General features: G+C 45.6%; 21 protein-coding genes. 8 read left to right on the top strand and 13 right to left on the bottom strand.

The window, feature by feature from the left end; translation table 11 throughout:
* Positions 1–98: 98 nt before the first annotated feature.
* A complete protein-coding gene (tyrS, locus tag LIQ05_RS02870) occupies positions 99–1,328 on the bottom strand; it encodes a tyrosine--tRNA ligase (RefSeq protein WP_226818443.1) in 1,230 nt (409 codons plus the stop codon).
* 534 nt (positions 1,329–1,862) lie between these two features.
* Positions 1,863–3,251 (bottom strand): cell wall hydrolase, encoded by a 1,389-nt coding sequence (locus LIQ05_RS02875; protein ID WP_226818445.1) that lies wholly within the window; start codon positions 3,249–3,251, stop codon positions 1,863–1,865.
* A 213-nt stretch (positions 3,252–3,464) separates the two neighbouring features.
* On the opposite strand from LIQ05_RS02875, the gene LIQ05_RS02880 reads away from it, so the two are divergent.
* Complete coding sequence (locus tag LIQ05_RS02880) at positions 3,465–3,755, top strand: hypothetical protein (RefSeq protein WP_226818446.1); 291 nt, start codon at positions 3,465–3,467, stop codon at positions 3,753–3,755.
* Between the two features lie 129 nt (positions 3,756–3,884).
* Here the strand turns inward: LIQ05_RS02880 and LIQ05_RS02885 are convergent, their stop codons facing one another.
* Complete coding sequence (locus LIQ05_RS02885) at positions 3,885–4,055, bottom strand: hypothetical protein (RefSeq protein WP_226818448.1); 171 nt, start codon at positions 4,053–4,055, stop codon at positions 3,885–3,887.
* A 149-nt stretch (positions 4,056–4,204) separates the two neighbouring features.
* Here LIQ05_RS02885 and LIQ05_RS02890 point away from each other — a divergent pair, with 149 nt between their 5' ends.
* Both LIQ05_RS02890 and LIQ05_RS02895 read left to right on the top strand, forming a co-directional pair.
* A complete protein-coding gene (locus tag LIQ05_RS02890; RefSeq protein ID WP_226818450.1) occupies positions 4,205–4,582 on the top strand; it encodes a hypothetical protein in 378 nt (125 codons plus the stop codon).
* 50 nt (positions 4,583–4,632) lie between these two features.
* A complete protein-coding gene (locus LIQ05_RS02895; RefSeq protein WP_226818452.1) occupies positions 4,633–4,905 on the top strand; it encodes a hypothetical protein in 273 nt (90 codons plus the stop codon).
* A 12-nt stretch (positions 4,906–4,917) separates the two neighbouring features.
* On the opposite strand, the gene LIQ05_RS02900 is transcribed toward LIQ05_RS02895, so the two are convergent.
* From LIQ05_RS02900 to LIQ05_RS02930, 7 genes are all read right to left on the bottom strand, one after another.
* Positions 4,918–6,186: a competence/damage-inducible protein A gene (locus tag LIQ05_RS02900; RefSeq protein ID WP_226818453.1), complete on the bottom strand. Its 1,269-nt coding sequence runs from the start codon at positions 6,184–6,186 to the stop codon at positions 4,918–4,920.
* An 84-nt stretch (positions 6,187–6,270) separates the two neighbouring features.
* A complete protein-coding gene (gene pgsA / locus LIQ05_RS02905; protein WP_226818455.1) occupies positions 6,271–6,810 on the bottom strand; it encodes a CDP-diacylglycerol--glycerol-3-phosphate 3-phosphatidyltransferase in 540 nt (179 codons plus the stop codon).
* A complete protein-coding gene (gene rimO / locus LIQ05_RS02910) occupies positions 6,794–8,131 on the bottom strand; it encodes a 30S ribosomal protein S12 methylthiotransferase RimO (RefSeq protein ID WP_226818457.1) in 1,338 nt (445 codons plus the stop codon). The genes pgsA and rimO overlap by 17 nt, the downstream gene beginning before the upstream one ends.
* Before the next feature lies 1 nt (position 8,132).
* Positions 8,133–8,474 (bottom strand): DNA-directed RNA polymerase subunit omega, encoded by a 342-nt coding sequence (gene rpoZ / locus LIQ05_RS02915; RefSeq protein WP_226818459.1) that lies wholly within the window; start codon positions 8,472–8,474, stop codon positions 8,133–8,135.
* 224 nt (positions 8,475–8,698) lie between these two features.
* Positions 8,699–9,334, bottom strand: coding sequence for a guanylate kinase (gene gmk / locus LIQ05_RS02920; RefSeq protein WP_226818461.1), 636 nt, complete (start codon positions 9,332–9,334; stop codon positions 8,699–8,701).
* Positions 9,327–9,593: a DUF370 domain-containing protein gene (locus tag LIQ05_RS02925; protein ID WP_226818463.1), complete on the bottom strand. Its 267-nt coding sequence runs from the start codon at positions 9,591–9,593 to the stop codon at positions 9,327–9,329. Before LIQ05_RS02925 ends, gmk begins: the two co-directional genes overlap by 8 nt.
* 151 nt (positions 9,594–9,744) lie before the next feature.
* The gene (locus LIQ05_RS02930; protein WP_226818513.1) at positions 9,745–10,623 is read right to left on the bottom strand and encodes a YicC/YloC family endoribonuclease; all 879 of its coding nucleotides are present in this window, start codon (positions 10,621–10,623) and stop codon (positions 9,745–9,747) included.
* A gap of 255 nt (positions 10,624–10,878) precedes the next feature.
* Here LIQ05_RS02930 and LIQ05_RS02935 point away from each other — a divergent pair, with 255 nt between their 5' ends.
* Both LIQ05_RS02935 and LIQ05_RS02940 read left to right on the top strand, forming a co-directional pair.
* Positions 10,879–12,627: an Rqc2 family fibronectin-binding protein gene (locus LIQ05_RS02935; protein WP_226818465.1), complete on the top strand. Its 1,749-nt coding sequence runs from the start codon at positions 10,879–10,881 to the stop codon at positions 12,625–12,627.
* 99 nt (positions 12,628–12,726) lie between these two features.
* Positions 12,727–14,283, top strand: coding sequence for an ABC-F family ATP-binding cassette domain-containing protein (locus tag LIQ05_RS02940; RefSeq protein ID WP_226818467.1), 1,557 nt, complete (start codon positions 12,727–12,729; stop codon positions 14,281–14,283).
* A gap of 116 nt (positions 14,284–14,399) precedes the next feature.
* On the opposite strand, the gene LIQ05_RS02945 is transcribed toward LIQ05_RS02940, so the two are convergent.
* Both LIQ05_RS02945 and LIQ05_RS02950 read right to left on the bottom strand, forming a co-directional pair.
* Positions 14,400–15,428 carry a hypothetical protein gene (locus LIQ05_RS02945; RefSeq protein WP_226818469.1) on the bottom strand — a complete coding sequence of 343 codons (1,029 nt, stop codon included), beginning with the start codon at positions 15,426–15,428 and terminating at the stop codon, positions 14,400–14,402.
* A gap of 135 nt (positions 15,429–15,563) precedes the next feature.
* Positions 15,564–17,654 carry an elongation factor G gene (locus LIQ05_RS02950; RefSeq protein ID WP_226818471.1) on the bottom strand — a complete coding sequence of 697 codons (2,091 nt, stop codon included), beginning with the start codon at positions 17,652–17,654 and terminating at the stop codon, positions 15,564–15,566.
* A 209-nt stretch (positions 17,655–17,863) separates the two neighbouring features.
* Here LIQ05_RS02950 and LIQ05_RS02955 point away from each other — a divergent pair, with 209 nt between their 5' ends.
* The 3 genes from LIQ05_RS02955 (at position 17,864) to LIQ05_RS02965 (ending at position 21,873) form a co-directional block, all read left to right on the top strand.
* Complete coding sequence (locus LIQ05_RS02955; RefSeq protein ID WP_226818473.1) at positions 17,864–18,973, top strand: prephenate dehydrogenase; 1,110 nt, start codon at positions 17,864–17,866, stop codon at positions 18,971–18,973.
* Positions 18,974–19,176: 203 nt separating this feature from the next.
* Positions 19,177–20,451, top strand: a complete 1,275-nt coding sequence (gene aroA, locus LIQ05_RS02960; protein ID WP_226818474.1) for a 3-phosphoshikimate 1-carboxyvinyltransferase — start codon at positions 19,177–19,179, stop codon at positions 20,449–20,451.
* Positions 20,452–20,883: 432 nt separating this feature from the next.
* The gene (locus LIQ05_RS02965; RefSeq protein ID WP_226818476.1) at positions 20,884–21,873 is read left to right on the top strand and encodes a 2-hydroxyacid dehydrogenase; all 990 of its coding nucleotides are present in this window, start codon (positions 20,884–20,886) and stop codon (positions 21,871–21,873) included.
* A gap of 121 nt (positions 21,874–21,994) precedes the next feature.
* On the opposite strand, the gene LIQ05_RS02970 is transcribed toward LIQ05_RS02965, so the two are convergent.
* Positions 21,995–22,828 (bottom strand): deoxyribonuclease IV, encoded by an 834-nt coding sequence (locus LIQ05_RS02970; RefSeq protein ID WP_226818477.1) that lies wholly within the window; start codon positions 22,826–22,828, stop codon positions 21,995–21,997.
* Positions 22,829–22,927: the final 99 nt, after the last annotated feature.

Below are 22,927 nucleotides of genomic sequence, written 5' to 3' on the forward strand. Positions count from 1 at the left end.
GGTCAAAATATTTTTTCACTATTATGGATTCAGGGACCAAGGCCGCTGCCTTTTCACCCCATCGTGAATTGCCTTAGCCCTGGTCCCCTTTTATTTTCTTATTTTACAAATATCTTATTGAATTTCTTCTTTCCTCTCTTCAGGACAACGCCGTCACCTGTGAGAACATCTTTGGAAAGTACATACTTGATATCCAGCACTTTCTCGCCGTCAACGGAAACGCCGCCCTGTTCGATGGCTCTTCTTCCCTCGGAACGGGTTGTAACAAGAGCAGATTTTACAAGAAGACTGATCAGGTCAATGTTGCCCTCCTCGTCGAAATCTTCTGCTGCAAGCTCAGTAGTTGGCATATGCGCGGTATCTGCTCCGCCTGCGAAAAGTGCCTTTGCACCTGCTTCTGCTTTCTTGGCTTCCTCTGTTCCATGAACAAGCTCAGTAAGCTGGAATGCAAGGATCTCCTTTGCCTTGTTCAGCTGGCTGCCTTCCCATTTCTCCATCTCCTGGATCTCTTCTAATGGAAGGAAGGTAAGAAGTTTCATGCATTTGATAACATCTGCATCATCTACATTTCTCCAGTACTGGTAGAAATCGAATGGAGAGGTCTTATTCGGATCCAGCCATACAGCTCCTGACTGTGTTTTACCCATTTTCTTGCCCTCAGAGTTCAGAAGAAGGGTGATGGTCATAGCGTAAGCGTCTTTTCCAAGTTTACGACGGATCAGCTCTGTACCGCCAAGCATGTTACTCCACTGGTCATCGCCGCCGAACTGCATGTTGCAGCCGTATTTCTGGTACAGCATATAGAAATCGTAGCTCTGCATGATCATGTAATTGAACTCCAGAAAGCTTAAACCTCTCTCCATACGCTGTTTGTAACACTCAGCTGTAAGCATACGGTTTACAGAAAAATGTGCTCCGACCTCACGCAAAAGCTCTACATAATTCAGATTCATCAGCCACTCTGCATTATTTACCATAAGAGCTTTTCCATCAGAAAAATCGATGAAACGCTCCATCTGTTTTTTGAAACAATCAATGTTGTGCTGGATTGTCTCCTTTGTCAGCATCTGACGCATATCGGTTCTTCCGGAAGGGTCACCGATCATACCAGTTCCTCCGCCGAGAAGGGCGATCGGTCTGTTTCCTGCCATCTGCAGACGTTTCATCAGACAAAGTGCCATGAAATGTCCTACATGAAGGCTGTCTGCGGTTGGGTCAAATCCAATATAAAAAGTTGCCTTTCCGTTATTTACCATTTCTTTGATTTCATCTTCATCTGTTACCTGGGCGATCAGGCCTCTGGCTTTCAGTTCTTCCCAAACTGTCATTTTCATTTCCTCCTGTAAATAAGTATAAAAAAGCCCGGTTCTCATGTCCCTTTAGGACGAGAACCGGGTCCCGCGTTACCACCTAAATTCACAGAAAGCTCGCACTTCCTGCCTCGATAAGTGACCATACTGAAAAAAAATCACGTCTGCGCTCTGACAGCTAAATATTTTCCTGCTTAAAACGCTTTCAAATCCTCTTCAGAACTATCACCCCGGCATGATAACGTATGCCACTCCGTCACAGCCTACTGGATTTCTGTAAGCAGCCCCAGTGCCTGTCCGTTCCTAGTGCTTCCCACATTTCAAGAATCGTTCGGTGCAAAGCTCCGGGATGTATTCACAATGGATCTCTGCACGCGCCTCTCACCCTCCGGCAGCTCTCTGTGTGCTCTTTCCAAGGCTACTTGTTCCCTTCAAAGCCTTTCTCATTTAATACTTGCAAGTATACAAAGCCATCCTGTGTTTGTCAAGGAATTTGCCTTTATTTTTTAACAACTTACTGTGATAAAGTATCCTGTGTTTTATTTTTGTGGCTTATACCCAGTCTACAAAGAAAGTATGGTCCTTGTATGTCTCATATACAACCTTCTTAAAGTTCAGTGACTGTTTCCAGAATGCGGAAGTCATCATAAAGTATTTATAATTGAAATCCTTTTTCTTCATGCCGCTGACAGTACGCGGAGTGCCATTTGCCACATATGCGTTAAAGCTGTCCAATGCCTGCTGTGCTGCTGCATAAGCACTTGCCCGGTCTTCGAACATGCCGTTCAGGCGCTTCTGAAGGGAACCATTCGTCACAACGGAATACTGTGCAAATTTCGTGGAGCCTTCGTAAACCACATAGCGGACACTGGATGGGAATTCACTGTCAAGGGTACGGTTCAGAATACAAAGTGCAACCGCCTTCATTCCTGCAATTCCCTGGTCTCCTGCCTCGGACTCGCACATGGCAGCCAGAATATCAAGGTCCGATTTGGTTCCATCTGCAATACCAGGATGTGTCTTAAACTGGCTCATGATTGTAAAATTACGTGCATGCCCGGCATCATACCAGGTGAAAACAGTGCTGCTGTTATTGTTGCTGTTGTTATTGTTGTTGCTGTTATTCTTTTTCTCTGTGGCAACCCCATTGGCATCAAAGGTATAGATGGTTCCGCCGATCGTAGCTGTGGTATTCATGTACATAACACCACTGGAATTGAAATAATAGCTCTTATTTCCCAGCTTCAGCCAGCCAGTCTGTGCCTTCCCATCTGTAGGACTAAAGTAATAGTGTTTGGTTCCAACAGTTCCAAAACCTTTCTGGTAACGGACGCCGGTGCTCTTCTTAAAATAGTAAATGCTTCCGTCAATCGTCTTAAGTCCTGTATACATATAGCCGGTGCCTGGGTTAAAATAGCGGGTATTCTTCTTGGAATCTGTAAACCAGCCGGTCAGCATAACGCCGTTACCCGTAAAGTAACGCTTTTCGCCCTTTCTGTTCTTCTGCCAGCCTTTTAGCATAGCACCGGTACCGCTGGTAAAATAGTATTTCCTGCCATTTAAAGTCAGCCAGCCGCGGACCAGCTTGCCGTTGGAAGGCTTGAAATATCTGGTAGTGCTTCCACTTTTTAAGAAGCCAGTTACCATGACCCCCTTGCCCTTGGTAAAATACCGGATGTATTTTCCCTTGCTGTTCTTTTGCCATCCTTTGAGCTGAACGCCGGTCTTTTTGTTAAAATAATATTTCTTACCGTTTAAAGTCAGCCAGCCCTTTTTCCTGGCTCCGCTGGATGTTATGTAGTAGGTCTTGCCTTTGATGGTCTTGAAGCCTGCCTTCGCAGCCTGGACATCCTTAGTCATCATGGGCGTAGCAAGCAAAATCAGCAGGATAAGCACCCCCAGTACAAAACCTCTGTGTTCTTTTCTTCCTTCTCTTTCCATACCTTTCCCTTTCTAAAAAAGAACAGCACTTGGATACCTCCAGGTAAAACTGTCCTTATTCTGTCGAAAATATGTCAAATCGGTTTCAAAGATTACAAAATTATTACGTTTTGATTTATTATAACGAAATTCCACATTTCTGTCAACTGCTTTGTAACACCACCCCTGTCCCCTCCATATGATGAACTGTAAACATTTTCTGGAGGTAACAGCATGAGTGATTTAGCTGCTACAAACTGTGGATGCAGTGACGACAGATCCGGTTGCGGATGCGGTAACTGTGGATGCAACAATGGTTGCGGATGTGACAATGGATGTGGTCTTTCCTTCGGAAACGGCTCCTGTGGATGCAACATTCTCTGGATCATCATTCTCCTTTGTGCATGCGGCGGCAACGGCATTGGCTGCAACAACGGATGTGGCAATGGAAACGGTGACTGCTGCTGGATCATCATCATCCTTCTGCTTCTCTGCGGTGGATGGGGAAACGGCTGCGGATGCTGATGTAAAGGCTTCACACAGGAAAAGAGCCTGCATTGCCAGGCTTTTTCCTGTAAATCCGGGACAGAGGAAATCACCCCTGTCCCTTTTCTATTTCATCTTTGTTTCCCTGTTTTTCTGCAGCAGGCTGTTTCATTTATTTTTCTCTTCTTTCCAGTTATTTTCAGCAATACCCCCCTTTTGCCTTTTCCATAATTCTTTGTTTGCTGCTCCCTTACTTTCCTGTTTTTTTCTCACACACTCCAGATCCAGTTCATAAATTGCATTTCCATCTATCACAAGTCCTTCATTTTTTCTGTCCATAACACTTCCCCCAGTTTCTTTCATACTTTACGGAAACTGCTTTCAATTTCCTTTGCTATTTTTTGCAGCCTCCTAATATACAATATGTCAAACGGTATCTCCCCGTCATATTTTAATAATAAAAACATAGATATAAAAAAGGGATTCCTATGGAACAAGAATATATCGCACAGACTACACTCGACCAGATGGTGGGAACAGACCAGGGACAGCTGTTAAAAGCTCTGATTCCTTATTTTCCGCCCAGACAGCAGCAGTTTTTATCTGTATTTGCAAAAGCGAAAGAGCTTTCCAACACACTGACTCTTTTTTCGAACCCACCTGCAGCCATGCGCATACAGGCAGCATCTGCCCCGGCACAGCCAATGGAGCTTTTAAGCGACCTGCGCCGCTACTGCTTTGGAAATACCAGAAAAACTTTGGACCAGATCAACAATATGATAGCAATGGTGGAAATGCTCAGGATCATGAACGTGCCCTCCTCACAAGACACCCCGAAGGATAATTGCGAAGAAGAACGCCAGTAAGAAAACAATGCTGTCTCTTGTCAAAATATTGGAAAAAGGAGTGATTCTTTATGGAAGAAAACTGGCAGGATAATCCCAGACTTGCAGGCATGGACCGGAGCAAGCTTGATCTGCTCCAGCAGATGGCACAGCAGGGCGCGGGGAAATCCCCCTCTGACCTGCTGCCTTTTATTATGAACGCTGCCTCCCAGGGGCGAAATGCCGGATTGCACTTTAACCCGCAGGAGATCAATACCATCATTGAAGTCCTGAAAATGGGAAAAAGCCCCCAGGAGCGGGCGAAACTGGATAAAGTGGTAAATTTAATGAAGATGATGAAATAAGCCAATCCAATATTATTTTATTCCCTCATATGCACCCATCATGCATTCCCTCAGAAGAACCAGCGCGCTTGCCACTGCCTGCTGACGGATCTTGGTACGGTTTCCAGTGAAATGATACTCCTGGGTGACGGTCTGTCCGTTATAGCAGCAGCCCATAAATACAGTGCCAACCGGAGTTTTCCTCGTTCCGCCGTCCGGACCTGCAAGGCCGGTAATAGAAAGGCTGATATCCGCTCCAGAAGCAGCACAACAGCCCTTTGCCATCTGTTTGGCACATTTTGCAGAAACTGCACCAACTGTCTTCAGAGTGGATTTCTTCACTCCAAGGCATTCTCTCTTGGCACGGTTGCTGTAAGTAACAAAGCCATGGCTGAATACCTGGGAAGCACCTGGCACATTTACAATACGTGCAGCAATGGCACCACCTGTGCAGGATTCAGCAAGAGCCAGTGTCAGTTTCTTTTCTTTCAGAAGCTCCACAACAGATTCTTCCAATGTTTTATCTGCAGCCAGAGCAAATACATTTTTGCCGAAACGTTTTTTCAGTTCCTTTACCACTGGCTTGATCAGCTTTTTGCAGGCTTTCTCGTCTTCGCCTTTGGCTGTGATGCGAAGATGGACCTCTCCTGTTTTTGCATAAGGGGCAAGGGTAGGATTGGTCTGGGCTTCGATCATGTCCTGAATATCTGCAGCCACCTGGCTCTCTCCGATTCCGCAGATCTTTACTACCTGGGAGCAGATGATCTCCGGCTGTTTCTTGCGGAGATAAGGAGAAACAGCTTCCTCAAACATGGGGATCAGCTCATTTGGCGGTCCTGGAAGAAGAATGGCGGTTTTGCCGTTTTTCTCAAGGATCAGGCCAGGGGCTGTTCCGTTGTGATTATCCAACACAATGGCACCCTCAGGCACCTGCGCCTGTTTATAATTGTTGGAGGTCACACGTCTGTCCGGATGATTTTTCTGATACTCTTTCATATAACGCTCAATCCGCTTTCTGGAATGGGGATCTTCTGAAAGAGGGAGCTCCATCACCTCTGCGCACACCTCTTTGGTCAGGTCATCCTCGGTTGGTCCAAGGCCGCCTGTAAGGATTACCACATCGGACCGGTCAAGAGCAGATGCGATCACGGCCTTCATTCTGTCGTGGTTATCACCAACCACAGATTCATAATAAACAGAAAGACCAAGCTGGGCACATTTTTCAGAAAGATATGCACTGTTGGTATTTACAATATTTCCCAGTAAAATTTCAGTTCCCACTGCTACAAGCTCTGCAATCATTTTTATACCTCTTTTCTGGTTTCTTATGAATTCAGCCAACATCTCTAACTGAATAAAGATGTTGGCTGTTTTACATGCAAATATTTATTCCTGCATGGAAATTACATTTTTGTTCTGAACAATATAGGTGATCAGAGAGATCACAGTCAGAGCCAGTGATACCCATACAAAAATCTGTGTCAGGATTTCAAAGAATCCCCCAAAGTTCAGAATCAGAAGAATGATCATGATCATCTGGGATGCTGTTTTGAATTTGCCCCAGTAGTTAGCAGCAATCACAACACCGTTCTCCGCTGCGATCAGTCTGAAACCACTGATAATAAATTCTCTTGCAATGATAATGATAACAAACCATGCCGGCAAACGGTCAAGCCCGATCATACAGATCAGTGCGGAACAAACCAGCAGCTTGTCTGCAAGGGGATCCATAAATTTACCAAAATTGGTAACCAGATTGTTCTTGCGCGCAAGATGGCCATCAAACCAGTCGGTAATACTTGCCACTACGAAAATAGCAAGGCAGATATAGCGGTTTGCCTCTCCGCCCCAGCCTGTCAGAATAAATAATACAAAAAACGGCACCAGGATCATTCTGGCTACAGTTAATTTATTCGGTGTATTCATCTTCCAGCTCTCCTATCAAATCGTATTCCAGAGCACCGGTAACCCGGACTCTCGCAAAGTCTCCTGTCATGAGAAGCTCGCCGGTCTGTACGAAAATATATCCGTCAACCTTCGGCGCATCTCCGTAAGTACGCCCGATATACGCACTCTCTCCGGATACCTTGCCCTCGATCATGACGGTCAGTACCTGACCTACACGTTTCTCACCTTTCTCAAGAGAAATTTCCTGCTGAAGTTCCATGATTTCATCACGTCTGGCTTCCTTGACTTCCTCAGGGATCTGACCTTCCATAGTAGCTGCCGGGGTATCTTCCTCGGCAGAGTATGGAAAAACGCCAAGGCGGTCAAACTCAATCTCATCCACAAACTCCATCAATTCATCATGGTCTTCCTGGGTCTCACCAGGAAAACCGCTAATCAGACTGGTACGAAGGAAAATATCCGGAATCTCCCGGCGCAGCTTGCCGATAATATCCACCAGTTCCTGCCTGGTAGTGCGGCGTCCCATACGCTTCAGAACGCGGTCACTTGCATGCTGGATTGGAAGATCCAGGTAGTGACAGATCTTTTTCTCTTCCTTCATGGTCTGTATCAATTCATCGTAAATCTCCTCCGGATAACAGTACAGAATACGGATCCAGCGGATTCCTTTAATCCTGCAAAGCTCTTTCAGAAGGACATGGAGAGATTTCTTTCCATAAATATCCTTTCCATACACGGTAGTTTCCTGGGCAACCAGGATCAGCTCTTTTACGCCTTTCTCTGCCAGTGACTGTGCTTCCTTTACAAGCTGTTCCATTGGAACACTTCTGTAGCTGCCCCGCAGCTTGGGGATAATACAGTAAGTGCAATGCTTGTCACAGCCCTCTGCGATTTTCAGATATGCAAAGTGTCCGCCTGTAGTCAGCATACGCTTACCGGAAATATCCGGAAGAAAATCAATGCTTTTGTACTCTTCGAAATGTCTGCCTGCCTCAGCTTCATTCACGGCTTTAATAATGTCACCGTAAGAAGTTGTACCAAGGATTGCATCCACCTCAGGTATTTCCTCTGAAATTTCTTTCTTATAACGCTGTGCCATACATCCGGTAACGATCAGCACCTTGCAGGTACCTGCTTTTTTCTTCTCTGCCATCTCAAGAATGGTGTTAACACTCTCTTCTTTGGCATCCCCGATGAAACAACAGGTGTTGACAATGATCACCTCTGCTTCGTCTTCATCGTCAACGATCTGATGTCCGTCTGCTGCAAGCATTCCAAGCATTTCCTCAGAATCTACCAGGTTCTTATCACATCCAAGGGAAATGAACAGTAATTTCATATTATTCTGCACTCTCCTCAGACTCAGTAGATACAGCTGCTGTATTCTCTTCTACAGCTACTTTCTCTGCTGTATGGCCTGCGATCTCTGCCAGATCCTCTTCCTCATGTTTGCCAGGAAGGATTTTAACCTTACCATTGTATAATTCGTCGATGGCGATGGAAAGCGGTTTCTTGCCCTTTACATTATCTGCTAATGGCTTAGCTCCGCCGATCAGCTGGCGTGCACGTTTGCTGGTAGCAAGGATCAGGGAATAACGGCTGTTGAGCACCATGCTCTCGTCGTCGTCCTCATTGTTTGTATTGATTGCTTCAATCAACTCAGAATAAGATGGATGGATCATATCTATACTCCTTTCAAAATTGTGATTATTGTTATTATTTTCATAAAGATTTGTGGATTCGAATGTATTTTTGTGCATATAGCCACAAATCATTATTTCTTCATTCACAGAAACCGTTTTGATCAATAGGTTATTCTGCACTTCTGCCAAATCCCCATCACTGCTTCAAAAAACAGGTAGGGCTTAAATAAAATTTTTACCCCATTGGTGTAGGGCAGTTTTAACTATACCAGTTGCTCCTCCATAAACCTAGCAGCCTGTGCCTGGATCTCATGGATAAAATCCAGATTTCTCTTCATAGCGAAGTGCTCACTCTGGATAATATTATGAAGCCTGTCCACAGCTTCGTCAAGCTGATCATTTACCAGAAGGTAATCGTACTCCTCAACTCCTTCTGCTTCCTGTGCAGCCCTTGCAAGCCGCTGGCGGATCACTTCCTTAGTCTCAGTGCCTCTGCCTACAAGACGCTCCTTTAATTCTTCCATGGAAGGTGCTGTAACAAATACCAGAACTGCCTCCGGGAATTTCTTCTTAATCTTGCGTGCCCCCTGGATCTCAATCTCCAGAATCACGTCCCGTCCTGCTGAGAGCTGCTCCTCCACATAGGCCTTCGGTGTGCCGTAGTAATTCTCAACGTACTGGGCATATTCAATCAGCTGATCCTTACAGATCATCTGCTCAAACTCTTCTTTCGTATGGAAAAAATATTCTCTTCCGTCTTCTTCCCCTGGTCTGGGGTTTCTGGTGGTAGCGGATACTGACAATGCATAATTGTCATACTTCCCCATCAGGCTTTTCATAATGGTACCTTTTCCTGCTCCGGAAAAACCGGAAACAACTACCAAAACTCCTCTACTCATGGTCCTCTCCCTTACTTTCTATTACTTCTGCAAATCTGCGGGCTATGGTGTCCGGCTGGATCGCAGACAATATCAGAATGTCGTCTGAAGTGACAATTACAGATTTGGTCTTCCTGCCCTGTGTGGCATCCACCAGGGAATTGGAACCTTTTACACTCTGAACCATTCGTTTCACCGGTGCGGCATCCGGGTTTACCACAGCTACGATTTTCTGGGAATTCACCATATTGCCGAATCCGATATTGATTAATTTTGCCATGTTTTCACCCTTCTGTCAAGATAAGGAGAGCTTACGTCCAAAAATTATTGCTGTTCACTCTGCAAACAGTAACCGTAAGCTTCGTAGCCCTACGAATTGTGACTCTGCTTTGCAGCTCCCACAATCCTCCCAGCATTGGGAATCCGCTTGGTTACTCCACATTCTGAACCTGTTCCCTGATCTTCTCAATTTCTGTTTTCAGATCAATTGCAATATTGGAAATCACCAGATCACTGGACTTGGACAGAATCGTATTCGCCTCCCGGTTCATCTCCTGTGCCATAAAGTCAAGCTTACGTCCGATGCCTTCTTTCTCCTCCAGCATCTTCTTCATGCCCTGGATATGGCTGTGGAGACGGACGGTCTCCTCGTCGTTGCAGATCTTATCAGAAAACAGGATCACCTCTGCGGCAATTCTGGATTCCTCGATCTGGGAATCCTCAAGAAGCTCGTGCACCTTCGCTTCCAGCTTCTCCCTGTAGGAATCCACCACCTCAGGGGAACGTGCCTCCACCTGATTTACCTTCTCATCAAGCGCATCCAGCTTGGTGATCAAATCATTCTTCAGATTCTCGCCTTCTCTTGCACGTGCCTGGGCAAATTTCTCACAAGCCTCCCGAAGCGGACCCTCCAGTACTGCCCACAACGCCTCTTCATCTACAGACTGTTCTTCCATAGTCAGGACATCCGGATAACGGGAAAGGGCACCTGCTTTCACATCATTCTCAAGGCCAAATTCTTCTGCCATCTGGCGGATGTAGGCCAGATATTCGCTGGCAAGCTCCTTATTGTATTTCAGTGCATCACAGCTTAAGGTATAATCTTCATATGTGATAAATACATCTACCTTTCCGCGCTGCATGTATGTCTTCATAAGGTTCCGGATGGCACCCTCCAGGAAGCTCAGCTTCCTTGGCATCTTAATACTCAGATCCAGATATCTGTGATTGACGGATTTTATCTCAACGGTGATCTTCCGCTCTTTTGTGATCACCTCGGCTCTTCCAAAGCCTGTCATGCTCTTTATCATAGTAATCTCTTTCTGTATTTTTTTTCGAAAATTGTCTCCAAAAGGACTTGATTTCTTATCGTAATTCTCCGCCCTATGGTCTGACAATACTTCTACGCATACAGATTTATTATAGTTCATTCCAAAACCCTAGTCAAATCCTTTTTTTGCTGTTATAATGAAGTTCGCGCGTTACTGTTCATTGGTAGCGTTCCGCAAGGCGTTTTTTGTGAACGAAGTTCACAAGAAGGTTGTTATCTGAAAGGAGTTTTCTTTATGGCTTTTGATGGAATCACCATTGCTGCAATGGTTTCTGAATTAAATAAAAACCTCTCCGGCGGCCGCATCAATAAGATCGCCCAGCCAGAGAACGATGAACTGCTGATCACGGGAAAGGGTGCGAACGGCCAGAAGCGTCTGCTTCTCTCCGCCAGTGCTTCCCTTCCATTAATTTATTTTACAGCCAGGAACCGGATCAGTCCTCTCACAGCTCCCAACTTCTGCATGCTGCTCCGCAAACACATCGGCAGCGCCAGGATCACAGGCATCCGGCAGCCTGGACTGGAGCGTGTGGTGGAATTTGAGCTGGAGCATCTGAACGAGCTTGGAGATGTCTGCCACAAGGTTCTGATCATGGAGCTGATGGGCAAGCACAGCAACATTATTTTCTGCGATGACCAGAGTATGATCCTGGACAGCATCAAGCACGTATCCTGCAATGTAAGCTCCGTCCGCGAGGTTCTTCCGGGACGTCCTTATTTTATCCCCCATACCCAGGATAAGCTGGATCCTCTTACTATTTCCAGAGAAGACTTTATGGAAAAGGTCTGCGGCAGATCCAATGCCATCTCCAAGGCCCTTTACCAGACACTTACCGGTTTTAGCCCGGTTATGGCCCAGGAGCTTTGCTATCGTGCTTCCATTGATGGAAATGACGATGCCCAGGCACTGGATGCAGATGCAAAAGAACAGCTTTACACGGAATTTTCCAATTTAATGGGCCAGATCAAAAAAGAGGAATTCACCCCTACGATTATTTTCAAAGGGGACGAGCCGGTTGAATACGGCGTTCTTCCTTTTACCCAGTATGGGGAGGGCTTTACCAGCCAGACTTTTGAGTCTGTGTCTGAAATGCTGGAAACCTACTATGCTTCCCGTGACACCATCACCCGGATCCGCCAGAAATCAGCGGACCTTCGCAAAATCGTCCAGACAGCCCTTGACCGCAACCGCAAGAAGCTCAGCCTTCAGCAGAAGCAGATGAAGGACACGGAAAAAAAGGACAAATACAAAATTTACGGCGAGCTGATCAACACCTATGGCTACGGTCTGGAAGAAGGCTGCAAATCCTTCAAAGCCGTAAACTATTATAATGGAGAGGAAATCACCATTCCTCTTGATCCAGCCCTGACACCCCAGGAGAATTCCAAGAAATATTTTGACCGTTACGGCAAGCTGAAACGTACCCAGGAGGCCCTGGAGGTTCAGATCGCCGATACCTCCAGCGAGATCGAGCACCTGGAATCCATTTCCAACGCCCTTGATATTGCAGCTGAAGAAAGCGATCTTTCCCAGATCAAGGAAGAGCTGATGGAATATGGCTATGTGAAACGGCACTATGGCAGCAAAAAGGGTGCCAAGATGCAGGTGAAATCCAAGCCCTTCCATTATGTTTCCAGTGATGGCTATGATATTTATGTGGGAAAAAACAACTACCAGAATGATGAGCTGACCTTTAAATTTGCCACTGGCAACGACTGGTGGTTCCATGCCAAAAAGATGCCTGGCTCCCACGTAGTTGTAAAGACAAAGGACGGCACCCTTCCGGACCGCACCTTTGAGGAAGCTGGCAATCTGGCAGCCTTTTATTCCAAAGGCCGCACTGCTCCCAAGGTAGAAATTGATTATCTTCAGAAAAAAAATGTAAAAAAGCCGGCAGGGGCAAAGCCTGGATTTGTAGTTTATTATACCAACTATTCTCTCATGGCATCCCCGGATATTACAGGGATTAAGCAGTTGTCCTGATAACGGCATTTTACCTTTTCAGTGATTCCGAAAATTTACAGAAAGACTGTTGTGCAGAATCACAGCCAATACACATTATTTTAAGAACAGGAGTTACCTATGAGTATTTTGAACGTTGAACACCTTACCCATGGCTTTGGTGACAGAGCCATTTTCCAGGACGTGTCTTTCCGTCTTCTGAAGGGAGAACACATCGGCCTGGTAGGCGCCAACGGAGAGGGAAAATCCACCTTCTTCAACATTGTAACCGACAAATTAATGCCAGATGAAGGCAAAATCCAGTGGGCCAAAAATGTGCGCGTAGGCTACCTGGACCAGCATTCCATCCTTGCTCCTGGCATGACCATCCGTGACATACTGAAATCTGCTTTTTCCTGGCTCTTTGAGCAGGAGGAAAGAATGAATACCATCTGCGATTCCCTGGGCGAAGCTTCCCCGGAAGAGATGGAAACGCTTATGGAAGAACTGGGAACCATCCAGGATACCCTGACCATGCATGACTTCTATGTCATTGATTCCAAGGTGGAGGAAGTTGCCCGGGCTCTTGGTCTTCTGGATTTGGGACTGGACCGTGATGTTACAGACCTTAGCGGCGGACAGAGAACCAAGGTACTCCTTGCCAAGCTGCTTCTTGAGAAGCCGGACATTCTCCTTCTGGACGAGCCTACCAACTATCTGGACGAAGAGCATATTGCATGGCTGAAGCGTTATCTCCAGGATTATGAAAATGCTTTTATCCTTATTTCCCACGATATTCCTTTCCTTAATGATGTGATCAACATTGTTTACCACATGGAAAATCAGGAGCTGAACCGCTATGTAGGGGATTATGACCATTTCCAGGAGGTTTACGAAGTGAAAAAGGCCCAGCTGGAAGCTGCTTACCGGCGCCAGCAGCAGGAAATCAGTGAGTTGAAGGATTTCGTTGCCCGAAACAAAGCCCGTGTTTCTACCCGTAACATGGCTATGTCCCGCCAGAAAAAGCTGGACAAAATGGATGTGATCGAACTGGCTGCTGAGAAGCCCAAGCCAGAATTTCATTTTAAACAGGGACGCACCCCTGGCAAAAATATTTTCGAGATCAAAAACCTTGTGATCGGATATGAGGAACCCCTTTCCCGTCCGCTCACCCTTTCCATGGAAAGAGGCCAGAAGATTGCCCTTGTAGGCGCCAACGGAATTGGAAAAACCACTTTACTGAAAAGTATTCTTGGGCTGATTCCTGCACTAAAAGGAACAAGGGAATTGGGGGACAACCTGCAGATCGGATATTTCGAGCAGGAAGTAAAAGGGGATAATAAGACCACCTGTATTGATGAGATCTGGGCAGAATTTCCCTCTTACACCCAGTATGAGGTCCGCTCCGCCCTTGCCAAATGCGGACTTACCACCAAGCATATTGAAAGCCAGGTCCGTGTGCTCAGCGGCGGTGAGCAGGCCAAGGTCCGCCTCTGCAAGCTGGTGAATAAAGAGACAAATGTCCTTCTTCTGGACGAGCCTACCAATCATCTGGATGTGGATGCCAAGGAGGCACTAAAGGAAGCGTTGAAAGAATACCGGGGAAGCGTGCTTCTTATCTGCCATGAACCGGAGTTTTACCAGGATGTGGTTTCACAGGTATGGGACTGCAGTAAGTGGACCACAAAGATTCTGTAAAGGAAACAAAAACAGCATTTCAGCAGTGAAATTTCTCTCTTCTGCCGAAATGCTGTTCTTTATTTTCTTATTCGTTTTCTCAAATGGTTCTATAACCAGTCTTCGGACTATTCCGATCAGGTGAACTGAATAATTCCAGATACCTTGTCGTAAGCGCTGTCCCAATCCTGGCTGCTGGAAATACCCTTGATGGTACCCTTAATTGCAATCTTGCCTAAAGCAGAGAAACTGGAAACGTCAGCTTTCATTCCTTTATTGGTAATAAATGCGTAAGTTCCCCATACAGTATCTGGGGAATAGGTCTTGGCTTTCAGCTTGATATTGCTGAAAACTGCATTCACAGAATCCCCTTTCTTTCTGGCAGATCCCTCTACACGAAGATAAAGGGTCCGGTTTGCAAGCTTTTTGTTCTTCACAGTCTTTACCAGTTTACCATCAATATAGCACTTGCAGGTTCCGTTCTTCTCAACGGCCAGCATCAGATGATAAGTTTTCTTGGTCGCGCCCTGTTTTACCCAGTAGTAATCCTGTCCTCCAGGATTGTTGCTGCGTACGTTCTCGACCATAAACATAGTCTTGCCTGTGTACGGGGCTCTTGCATACTGGTCATGCTGAATGCCGAAGCTAATGGCAGATGTGGGAGTAACGGCCACTAATTTCGCATGATAGCCAGTACCGGATCCGGAAAGATTTACATCAGCCTCAATGGTATAGGCGGAAGTTGTGTTCTCAATGGTTGCTTTCGCAGCAGCTGGCTTCGCAGCCGGAACTTTGTAGACAATTTTCTTTCCAGTTTTGTTATAGGAGCTGGTTTTTCTGCCCTTATAAGCTTTTACAGTATAGTAGTAAGTTTTACCACTCACTACCTTCTTATCCACATAGGATGTTTTCGAACCGCCGCGAACGGTGGCAAGCTTCTTCCAGGAACTGCTTCCCACTTTACGATAAACGTAATAGCCGGATGCTCTAGCGCTCTTCTTCCAGGTGAACTTCACAGTCTTGTTCACACGCACTGCGCTTACAAGCTTGGGTGCCTTTAAGGATGCTGCCTGAACGGTCTGTGCGTTTCCAACTGAATAAACTGGAAATACAAGCATGAAGACCAGTAAAAACAGCATGATTTTCTTGATGCTTTTTCTGTTCATATTTCTCCTCCTCTTTCCCTATTATCGCGGCAGCCGCCATAGTCTCATGCAGGCATGGGCTTTGGCCCGCTATCGCGTAAATTCTAAAAAGCGGAGAATCCCAACATCTGGAAATCTCCGCTTTAATTATACTACTTATTCATCAGCAGCGTCAACCTTGCTTGCCCGTGCTTCAATCTCTTTCTGCTGGATATCTCCAGGAGCCTGCTCGTAACGGGCGAACTCATAGGAGAAGTCACCGCTTCCACCAGTCATGGAACGAAGATCTGTGGAATATCCATAGATTTCAAGAAGCGGAACGTCAGCTTCAATAATGGTATTGCCGTTATGATCCGGATTCATTCCAAGAACACGGCCACGGCGCTTATTCAGATCACCCATAGCGTCACCGGTGTATTTATCCGGAACGGTAACCTTCATGGAAACGATTGGCTCTAACAGTACAGGAGATGCTTCCATGAAGCCCTTCTTGAATGCAAGGATAGTAGCCATCTTAAATGCCATCTCTGAGGAATCTACCGGATGATAGGATCCATCGTACAGAGTAGCCTTTACACCAACTACCGGATATGCTGCAAGAGGTCCCTTCTGAACACATTCCTGAAGTCCCTTCTCAACTGCCGGGAAGTAGTTCTTCGGAACAGCACCGCCAACAACAACCTGCTCAAATACGTATGGAGTCTCCATATCGCCGGACGGCTCGAAACGCATCTTAACATGTCCATACTGTCCATGGCCACCGGACTGTTTCTTATGTTTGCCTTCTACGTCAGAGTTCTTACGGATTGTTTCACGGAACGGAACCTTCGGTTTGGAAAGCTCTACATCTACTTTATAGCGCTCCTTCAGCATGCTGACAACAACATCAAGATGCTGGTCGCCCATGCCATAGATCAGACTCTGACGGTTCGCGCCATCATTCTCTACGCGGATGGTCTTATCTTCGCTTGCGATTTTAGCAAGAGCCTGAGAAATCTTATCCTCATCCCCTTTATTCACAGCCTTAAATCTCTTATAAGTATAAGGTGTGGAAAGGACTGCCTTCGGATAAAGAACCGGGTTGGCCTTAGTTGCAAGGCTGTCGCCAGTCTGAACGCTTACTAACTTGGCGATTGCACCGATATCACCGGCATGAAGCTCTGGAACCTCGATTGGCTTGGAACCCTGGAGAACATATAATTTGTTCAGGCGCTCTTCTGTACCTTTCTCCACATTGAGAAGGGTATCATCGGATTTGATAACACCGGAGCAAACCTTGATCAGGGAATACTTGCCAAGGAATGGATCCACGATGGATTTCCATACATATGCAGATTTCGCTTTGGCAAAGTCATAATTTGCTTCAAAAATTTCATTGGTCTTCTGGGAAATACCGTTGCAGGAACGTTTATCCGGGCTTGGGAAATATCCGCAGATGTCGTCCAGAAGGTTGGATACACCACGAAGATTGATCGGGGATCCCATGCATACCGGAACAATACTTGCATCCTGTACGTTAGCTGCAAGTGCTGCGGAAACCTCTGTTACGGAGAACTCGTCTCCCTCAAAGTAACGATCCATGAATTCCTCGCTGGTCTCTGCTACAGATTCCATCAGGATATCATGATATTTCTCAAGGTACTCATCCAGGTAAGCAGGAATCTCACACTCTTCCTTCTGTCCCTTGTCGATATATTTTCTTCCGGCCTGCTTTACAACGTTTACATATCCCACGAACCTGCCGTCCTCACGGATTGGGAAATGCAGCGGGGCAATCTTCTTGCCATAAAGCTCGGTAAGCTGGTCTACTACCTTACGGTAACTTACATCGTCCACGTCCATATCGGTAACAAAGATCATACGGGGAAGTTTATACTTCTCGCAAAGATTCCATGCCTTCTGTGTACCAACCTGTACACCGGCCTTACCTGATACTACGATGATTGCTGCGTCTGCAGCACTGACAGCTTCCTCAACTTCTCCTACGAAGTCAAAATATCCGGGAGTGTCCAGAATGTTTACCTTGTTCTTCTGCCACGGGACCGGAATCAGAGATGTGGTGATAGAGAAATGTCGTTTGATTTCTTCTTTATCATAATCACTAACTGTGTTGCCATCTTCTACACGTCCTAAACGGTTGGTTAAGCCAGCAAGATATGCCATTGCTTCTGCCAGAGTTGTCTTTCCAGCACCGCCGTGTCCTAACAGCACTACATTTCTGATTCGGTCAGTTCTAAAAACGTCCATATGTAATACCTCCCTGTTTGTCTGATATGTTCATATTTTACTAAATATTCAGAAGAATTTCAAGTATTTTCTGGGATTTTGACGGTCTTTTTTCAAAAAAGTTTAGATTATTTTGTCATTTCTGTAGGAATTGACAATTTGTGCAGAATCTCGTACAATGTCATAAGGTAAATTTTGCACTTTAACGAAGGAAAGGAAACACATTAATTATGAAGACAATCGGTTTTATCGGTCTCGGTCTGATCGGCGGCTCTATCGCCAAGGCCATCCGGAAGTACCATCCGGATTACCACATTCTGGCCTATAACCGCAGCAAGGAAGCACTTGCCACCGCCCTCAGTAGCGGCATTATAGATGGAGTCTGTGAGGAAATGAAGGATCTCCGTTTTGGATCCTGTGATTATGTATTTTTGTGTGCACCAGTGGAGATCAACCTGAAGTGCCTGGCCTACCTGAAGGAGATCCGTCAGCCCGGCTGCATTATCACAGACGTAGGAAGTGTAAAGGGAATCATCCATCAGAAGGTAGAAGAGCTGGAGATGACAGACTGTTTCATCGGCGGTCATCCTATGGCTGGTTCTGAGAAAACTGGTTTTGCCCATTCCAATGAGCGTATTCTGGAAAATGCCTACTATATTCTTACACCAGGAGGAAACGTTGGACTGGATCATATAGGAGATTTTACAGAGCTGATCAGTTCCCTTGGCGCCATTCCTATGGTGCTCACAGCGGAAGAACATGATTTCATCACTGCAGGTGTCAGCCATCTGCCTCACATCATTGCCTCTGCCCTTGTCAATCTGGTAAAAACACTGGACAATGATGCAGAATATATGAAAACTATCGCAGCAGGCGGTTTCCGCGATATTACAAGGATTGCCTCCTCTTCTCCTGTTATGTGGCAGCAGATCTGCATGGAAAATCATGAGAACATTTCCAATGTACTGGACGATTATATCCGCATGCTGATCCAGATCCGCTGTTCCGTAGACAATTGTGCCACAGACGGCAAAGAGGCAGATGCCATTTATCAGATGTTTGCAAGCTCCAGGGATTACCGTGATTCCATTGACGTAGTAGACAACGGACCGATCCGCAAGGCTTATGTGCTGTATCTGGATATTGCGGATGAAGCCGGCGGAATTGCTACCATCGCCACCATTCTTGCTATGGATAAGATCAGTATTAAGAATATCGGGATCATTCACAACCGGGAATTTGAGCAAGGTGTCCTGAAGGTAGAATTCTATGAGCAGGATGCCATGGAAAGAGGTCTGGCGCTGCTTAAAAAGAGGAATTACATTGTATACGAGCGATAATATTCGTTTGCAGCAACATGGGTAAATCATATATGGCGTGATTTTTCAACCTCCATACTTAGATTTCGCTCATCCTTAAAGCATCCAAAACAATTTTCCCGATAGCCATTTAAATCTAATAAAAAAGCAACAAAAATTCTAAGTATTAATATTTTATTATTTAGACATTAACATTATAATAAAAATTTACAGGAACGATTATTATGGAAATTAAAAAACTTACCAATCTTCACGGAGAGCTTACCGTACCGGGAGACAAATCCATCTCCCACCGCGCTGTCATGTTCGGTTCCCTTGCCAAGGGGTCCACAAAGATCACCCATTTTCTGGAAGGCGCAGACTGCCTTTCCACCATCTCCTGTTTCCGCAAAATGGGAATTGATATTGAAAATAATCAGGGAGAAATTCTGGTCCACGGAAAAGGACTTCATGGACTTTCTGCTCCTACAGATATTCTGGATGTGGGAAACAGCGGCACAACCACCCGCCTGATCTCCGGTATTCTGGCCGGACAGGATTTTGTATCAGAGCTTACCGGTGACGATTCTATTCAGAGCCGTCCTATGAAGAGGATCATGACGCCTCTTCTTTCCATGGGAGCTGATATTACGAGCATAAAGGGGAACAACTGTGTTCCCCTTCGGATTACAGGCCATCCTTTAAAGGCCATTCACTATGATTCACCGGTTGCTTCTGCACAGGTGAAATCCTGCGTGCTTCTGGCCGGAATGTATTCCGACGGGATCACCAGCGTTACCGAGCCGGTTCTTTCCAGAAATCACACTGAGATCATGCTGAACTATTTTGGTGCCAAAGTAACTTCTGAGGGCACCACTGCTTCTATTGCTCCGGAGCCGTCTCTTTTTGCAAGAGAGATCACTGTCCCTGGAGATATTTCTTCTGCTGCTTATTTCATTGCCGCAGGACTTCTTGTTCCAGGAAGCGAGATCCTTCTGAAAAACGTGGGGATCAATCCTACAAGAGACGGGCTGCTCCGCGTGTGCAGGGATATGGGAGCGGATATCACCTTGTTAAATGTTAATATGGACGGAGAACCTACTGCTGATCTTCTGGTCCGCACCAGCTCTCTTCACGGCACAACAGTAGGCGGGGAAATCATTCCGACTCTTATTGACGAGATTCCAATGATCGCAGTGATGGCTGCTTTTGCTGAAGGTACCACTGTGATCAAGGATGCCAAGGAGCTTAAGGTAAAGGAATCCGACCGTATTCTGGTTATGGCAGAGAACCTTTCCCATATGGGTGTGGACATTACGCCGACTGATGATGGAATGATCATTCATGGAGGCAGACCACTGCACGGGGCAGAGATTGACTCTCATCTGGACCACAGGGTTGCAATGTCTTTTGCTGTTGCAGGACTGCTCTGCGACGGACCTCTTTCTATCAAGGGTGGAGACTGTGTGAAGATTTCTTATCCGGAATTTTATGAAGATCTATATCGATTAGGCGAATAAATCGATTAAATGAATTTCAGAAAAGCCTTTCAGGGACTTAAATGATGATATTTCCCGTTTAAGTCCCTGTTTTTTTGCCTTTTTCGATGTCTATTTCACTGGGTTTCCGTTAAATAATAATCAATGTTAGTTATATATAACTGTTATATTATGCCAGATTACAGCCTAGTATTTCTTTCTGTAATGTGCACATTGCACATTTTGTTATGTATTAATTTCTATGCAATTTTAAAATTCGTTTCATTCCTATTTCTATATTGATATTTTTTTAACACAATCGACGAAGTTAAAAAACTTCGCGTTTTCCTCTTTTTTTCTTCAAAAAAATAACGTATAATCCCACTGTAAGTTGAGGAACACTAAAAGACAAACAAAGCGAACGTGAGCAGTCCAGACAAAAGAGTGATTGACACAAGAAAGGAGCCAGAAATAATGAAAGTTTTATTTTACGGAACCAAAAATTATGACGAGCAGTTTTTTGAAAAACTTTTACCTGAATTTCCAGATATTAAAATTAAATTTATCGAAGCCAATATCCATGAGGAGACCGCTTCCCTTGCCAAGGGTTATGAAGCCATCTGCGCTTTTGTAAATGCAGACCTTGGAGCTCCTGTTATTAAGGAATTGCATCAGCAGGGCGTGAAATTGATCCTGATGCGCTGCGCTGGTTACAACAACGTGGATCTTAAGACAGCCCACAAATATGGCATGAAGGTATTGCGTGTGCCGGGTTATTCCCCCGAGGCGGTTGCAGAGCATGCAATGGCGCTGGCGCTTACCGCTAACCGCCATACGCACAAGGCTTACATCAAATGCCGTGAGAACAACTTTACCTTAAGCGGTCTTATGGGCGTGAACCTTTATCAGAAGACAGCTGGTATTATTGGTACTGGTAAGATCGGCCAGGCTATGGCAAGGATCTGCAAGGGATTTGGAATGCGGGTTATTGCTTATGATCTTTTCCCGAATAAGAATCTTGATTTCCTGGAATATGTTTCCCTGGATGAGCTGCTGGCGTCCAGTGATCTGATCAGTCTGCATTGCCCGCTTACAGATGAGACCAAACATATTATTAATGAGAAGACGATTGCAAAGATGAAGGATGGGGTTATTCTTGTAAATACCTCCCGTGGTGGTCTAATCAAGACAGAGGATCTGATTTCTGGTATTCGTGATCACAAGTTCTTTGCGGTTGGTCTGGATGTTTATGAGGAGGAATCTGATTATGTTTTCGAGGATCTGTCCGAAAGCATTATGCAGACTTCCCTGATCCAGAGACTTCTCTCCTTCCCGAATGTTACTATGACCTCTCATCAGGGATTCTTTACAGAAGAGGCGCTCACCAACATTGCCGAAACTACTATGGAGAATGCGCAGGCTTATATCAATGGGGATGAGCTGAAGAACGAGGTTCTTTCATAATATATAATACCCAAAACGGTGTTTCAGTGCATAGGTATTGAAACACCGTTTTGCTATTTAGTGTAGCAAAGGTTGTTCAAAAGAGACCCATTGACTGAAACCAAACACACTAAATCACAATTTATTCTGAATATTTTTCCCTAAGAAGTGCGATTTCTCTTGTCCAGCCTTCGTCATCGTTGGGTGTTTCCAGGATGAAGGGTTTTCCGTCGAGGGCAGGGTGGCGGATAACGCGGACCAGGGCGTCGAGACCGATCTGGCCTTCGCCGATTTTGGCGTGGCGGTCTTTGTGGCTGCCAAGGGCGTTCAGGCTGTCGTTTAGGTGGATGGCTTTTAGGTGTTCAAGACCGATGATGCGGTCGAATTCAGTTAGGACGCCGTCCAGGTCGTTTACAATATCGTAGCCGCCGTCCCATACATGGCAGGTATCCAGGCAGACTCCAAGTTTATCCCGTTTTTCTACACGATCCATGATGGTGCGAAGCTCCTGGAAATGGCTTCCCACTTCTGAGCCTTTTCCAGACATAGTTTCCAGAAGAACGGTGGTGGTCTGCTCTTCGGTGAGGACAGCATTCAGAATTTCTGCGATCTTCTGGATCCCAGCTTCTATTCCCTGGCCTACATGGCTGCCCGGATGGAAATTGTAGTAGTTTCCAGGTGTTACTTCCATACGTTTCAGATCGTCTGCGAAGGTCTCCCGGGCAAAATCCCGAAGATTCTCTTTGGCAGCGCAGGCGTTTAAGGTATAAGGTGCATGTGCCACAATTTTCCCAAATTCATGTTCCCTGGCAATCTCCAGGAACTTTGCCACATCTGCCGGATCAATGGCCTTGGCGTTTCCTCCTCTTGGATTCCGGGTAAAAAAAGCAAATGTGTTGCCGCCATTTTTCACGGTCTGACGGCCCATGGCTGCATAGCCCTTGGATGATGAAGTGTGATTTCCTATATATAGCATATCTTTTCCCTTTCGTAGATTAACGACTCTATTATGTACTGTTCACTATTTTATAACAGCATTCTTCGCGGAATATTACCCGCGAGCAACAACTTTATT

This window comes from Blautia glucerasea, from assembly GCF_020537505.1.
GTDB lineage: Bacteria > Bacillota > Clostridia > Lachnospirales > Lachnospiraceae > Blautia_A.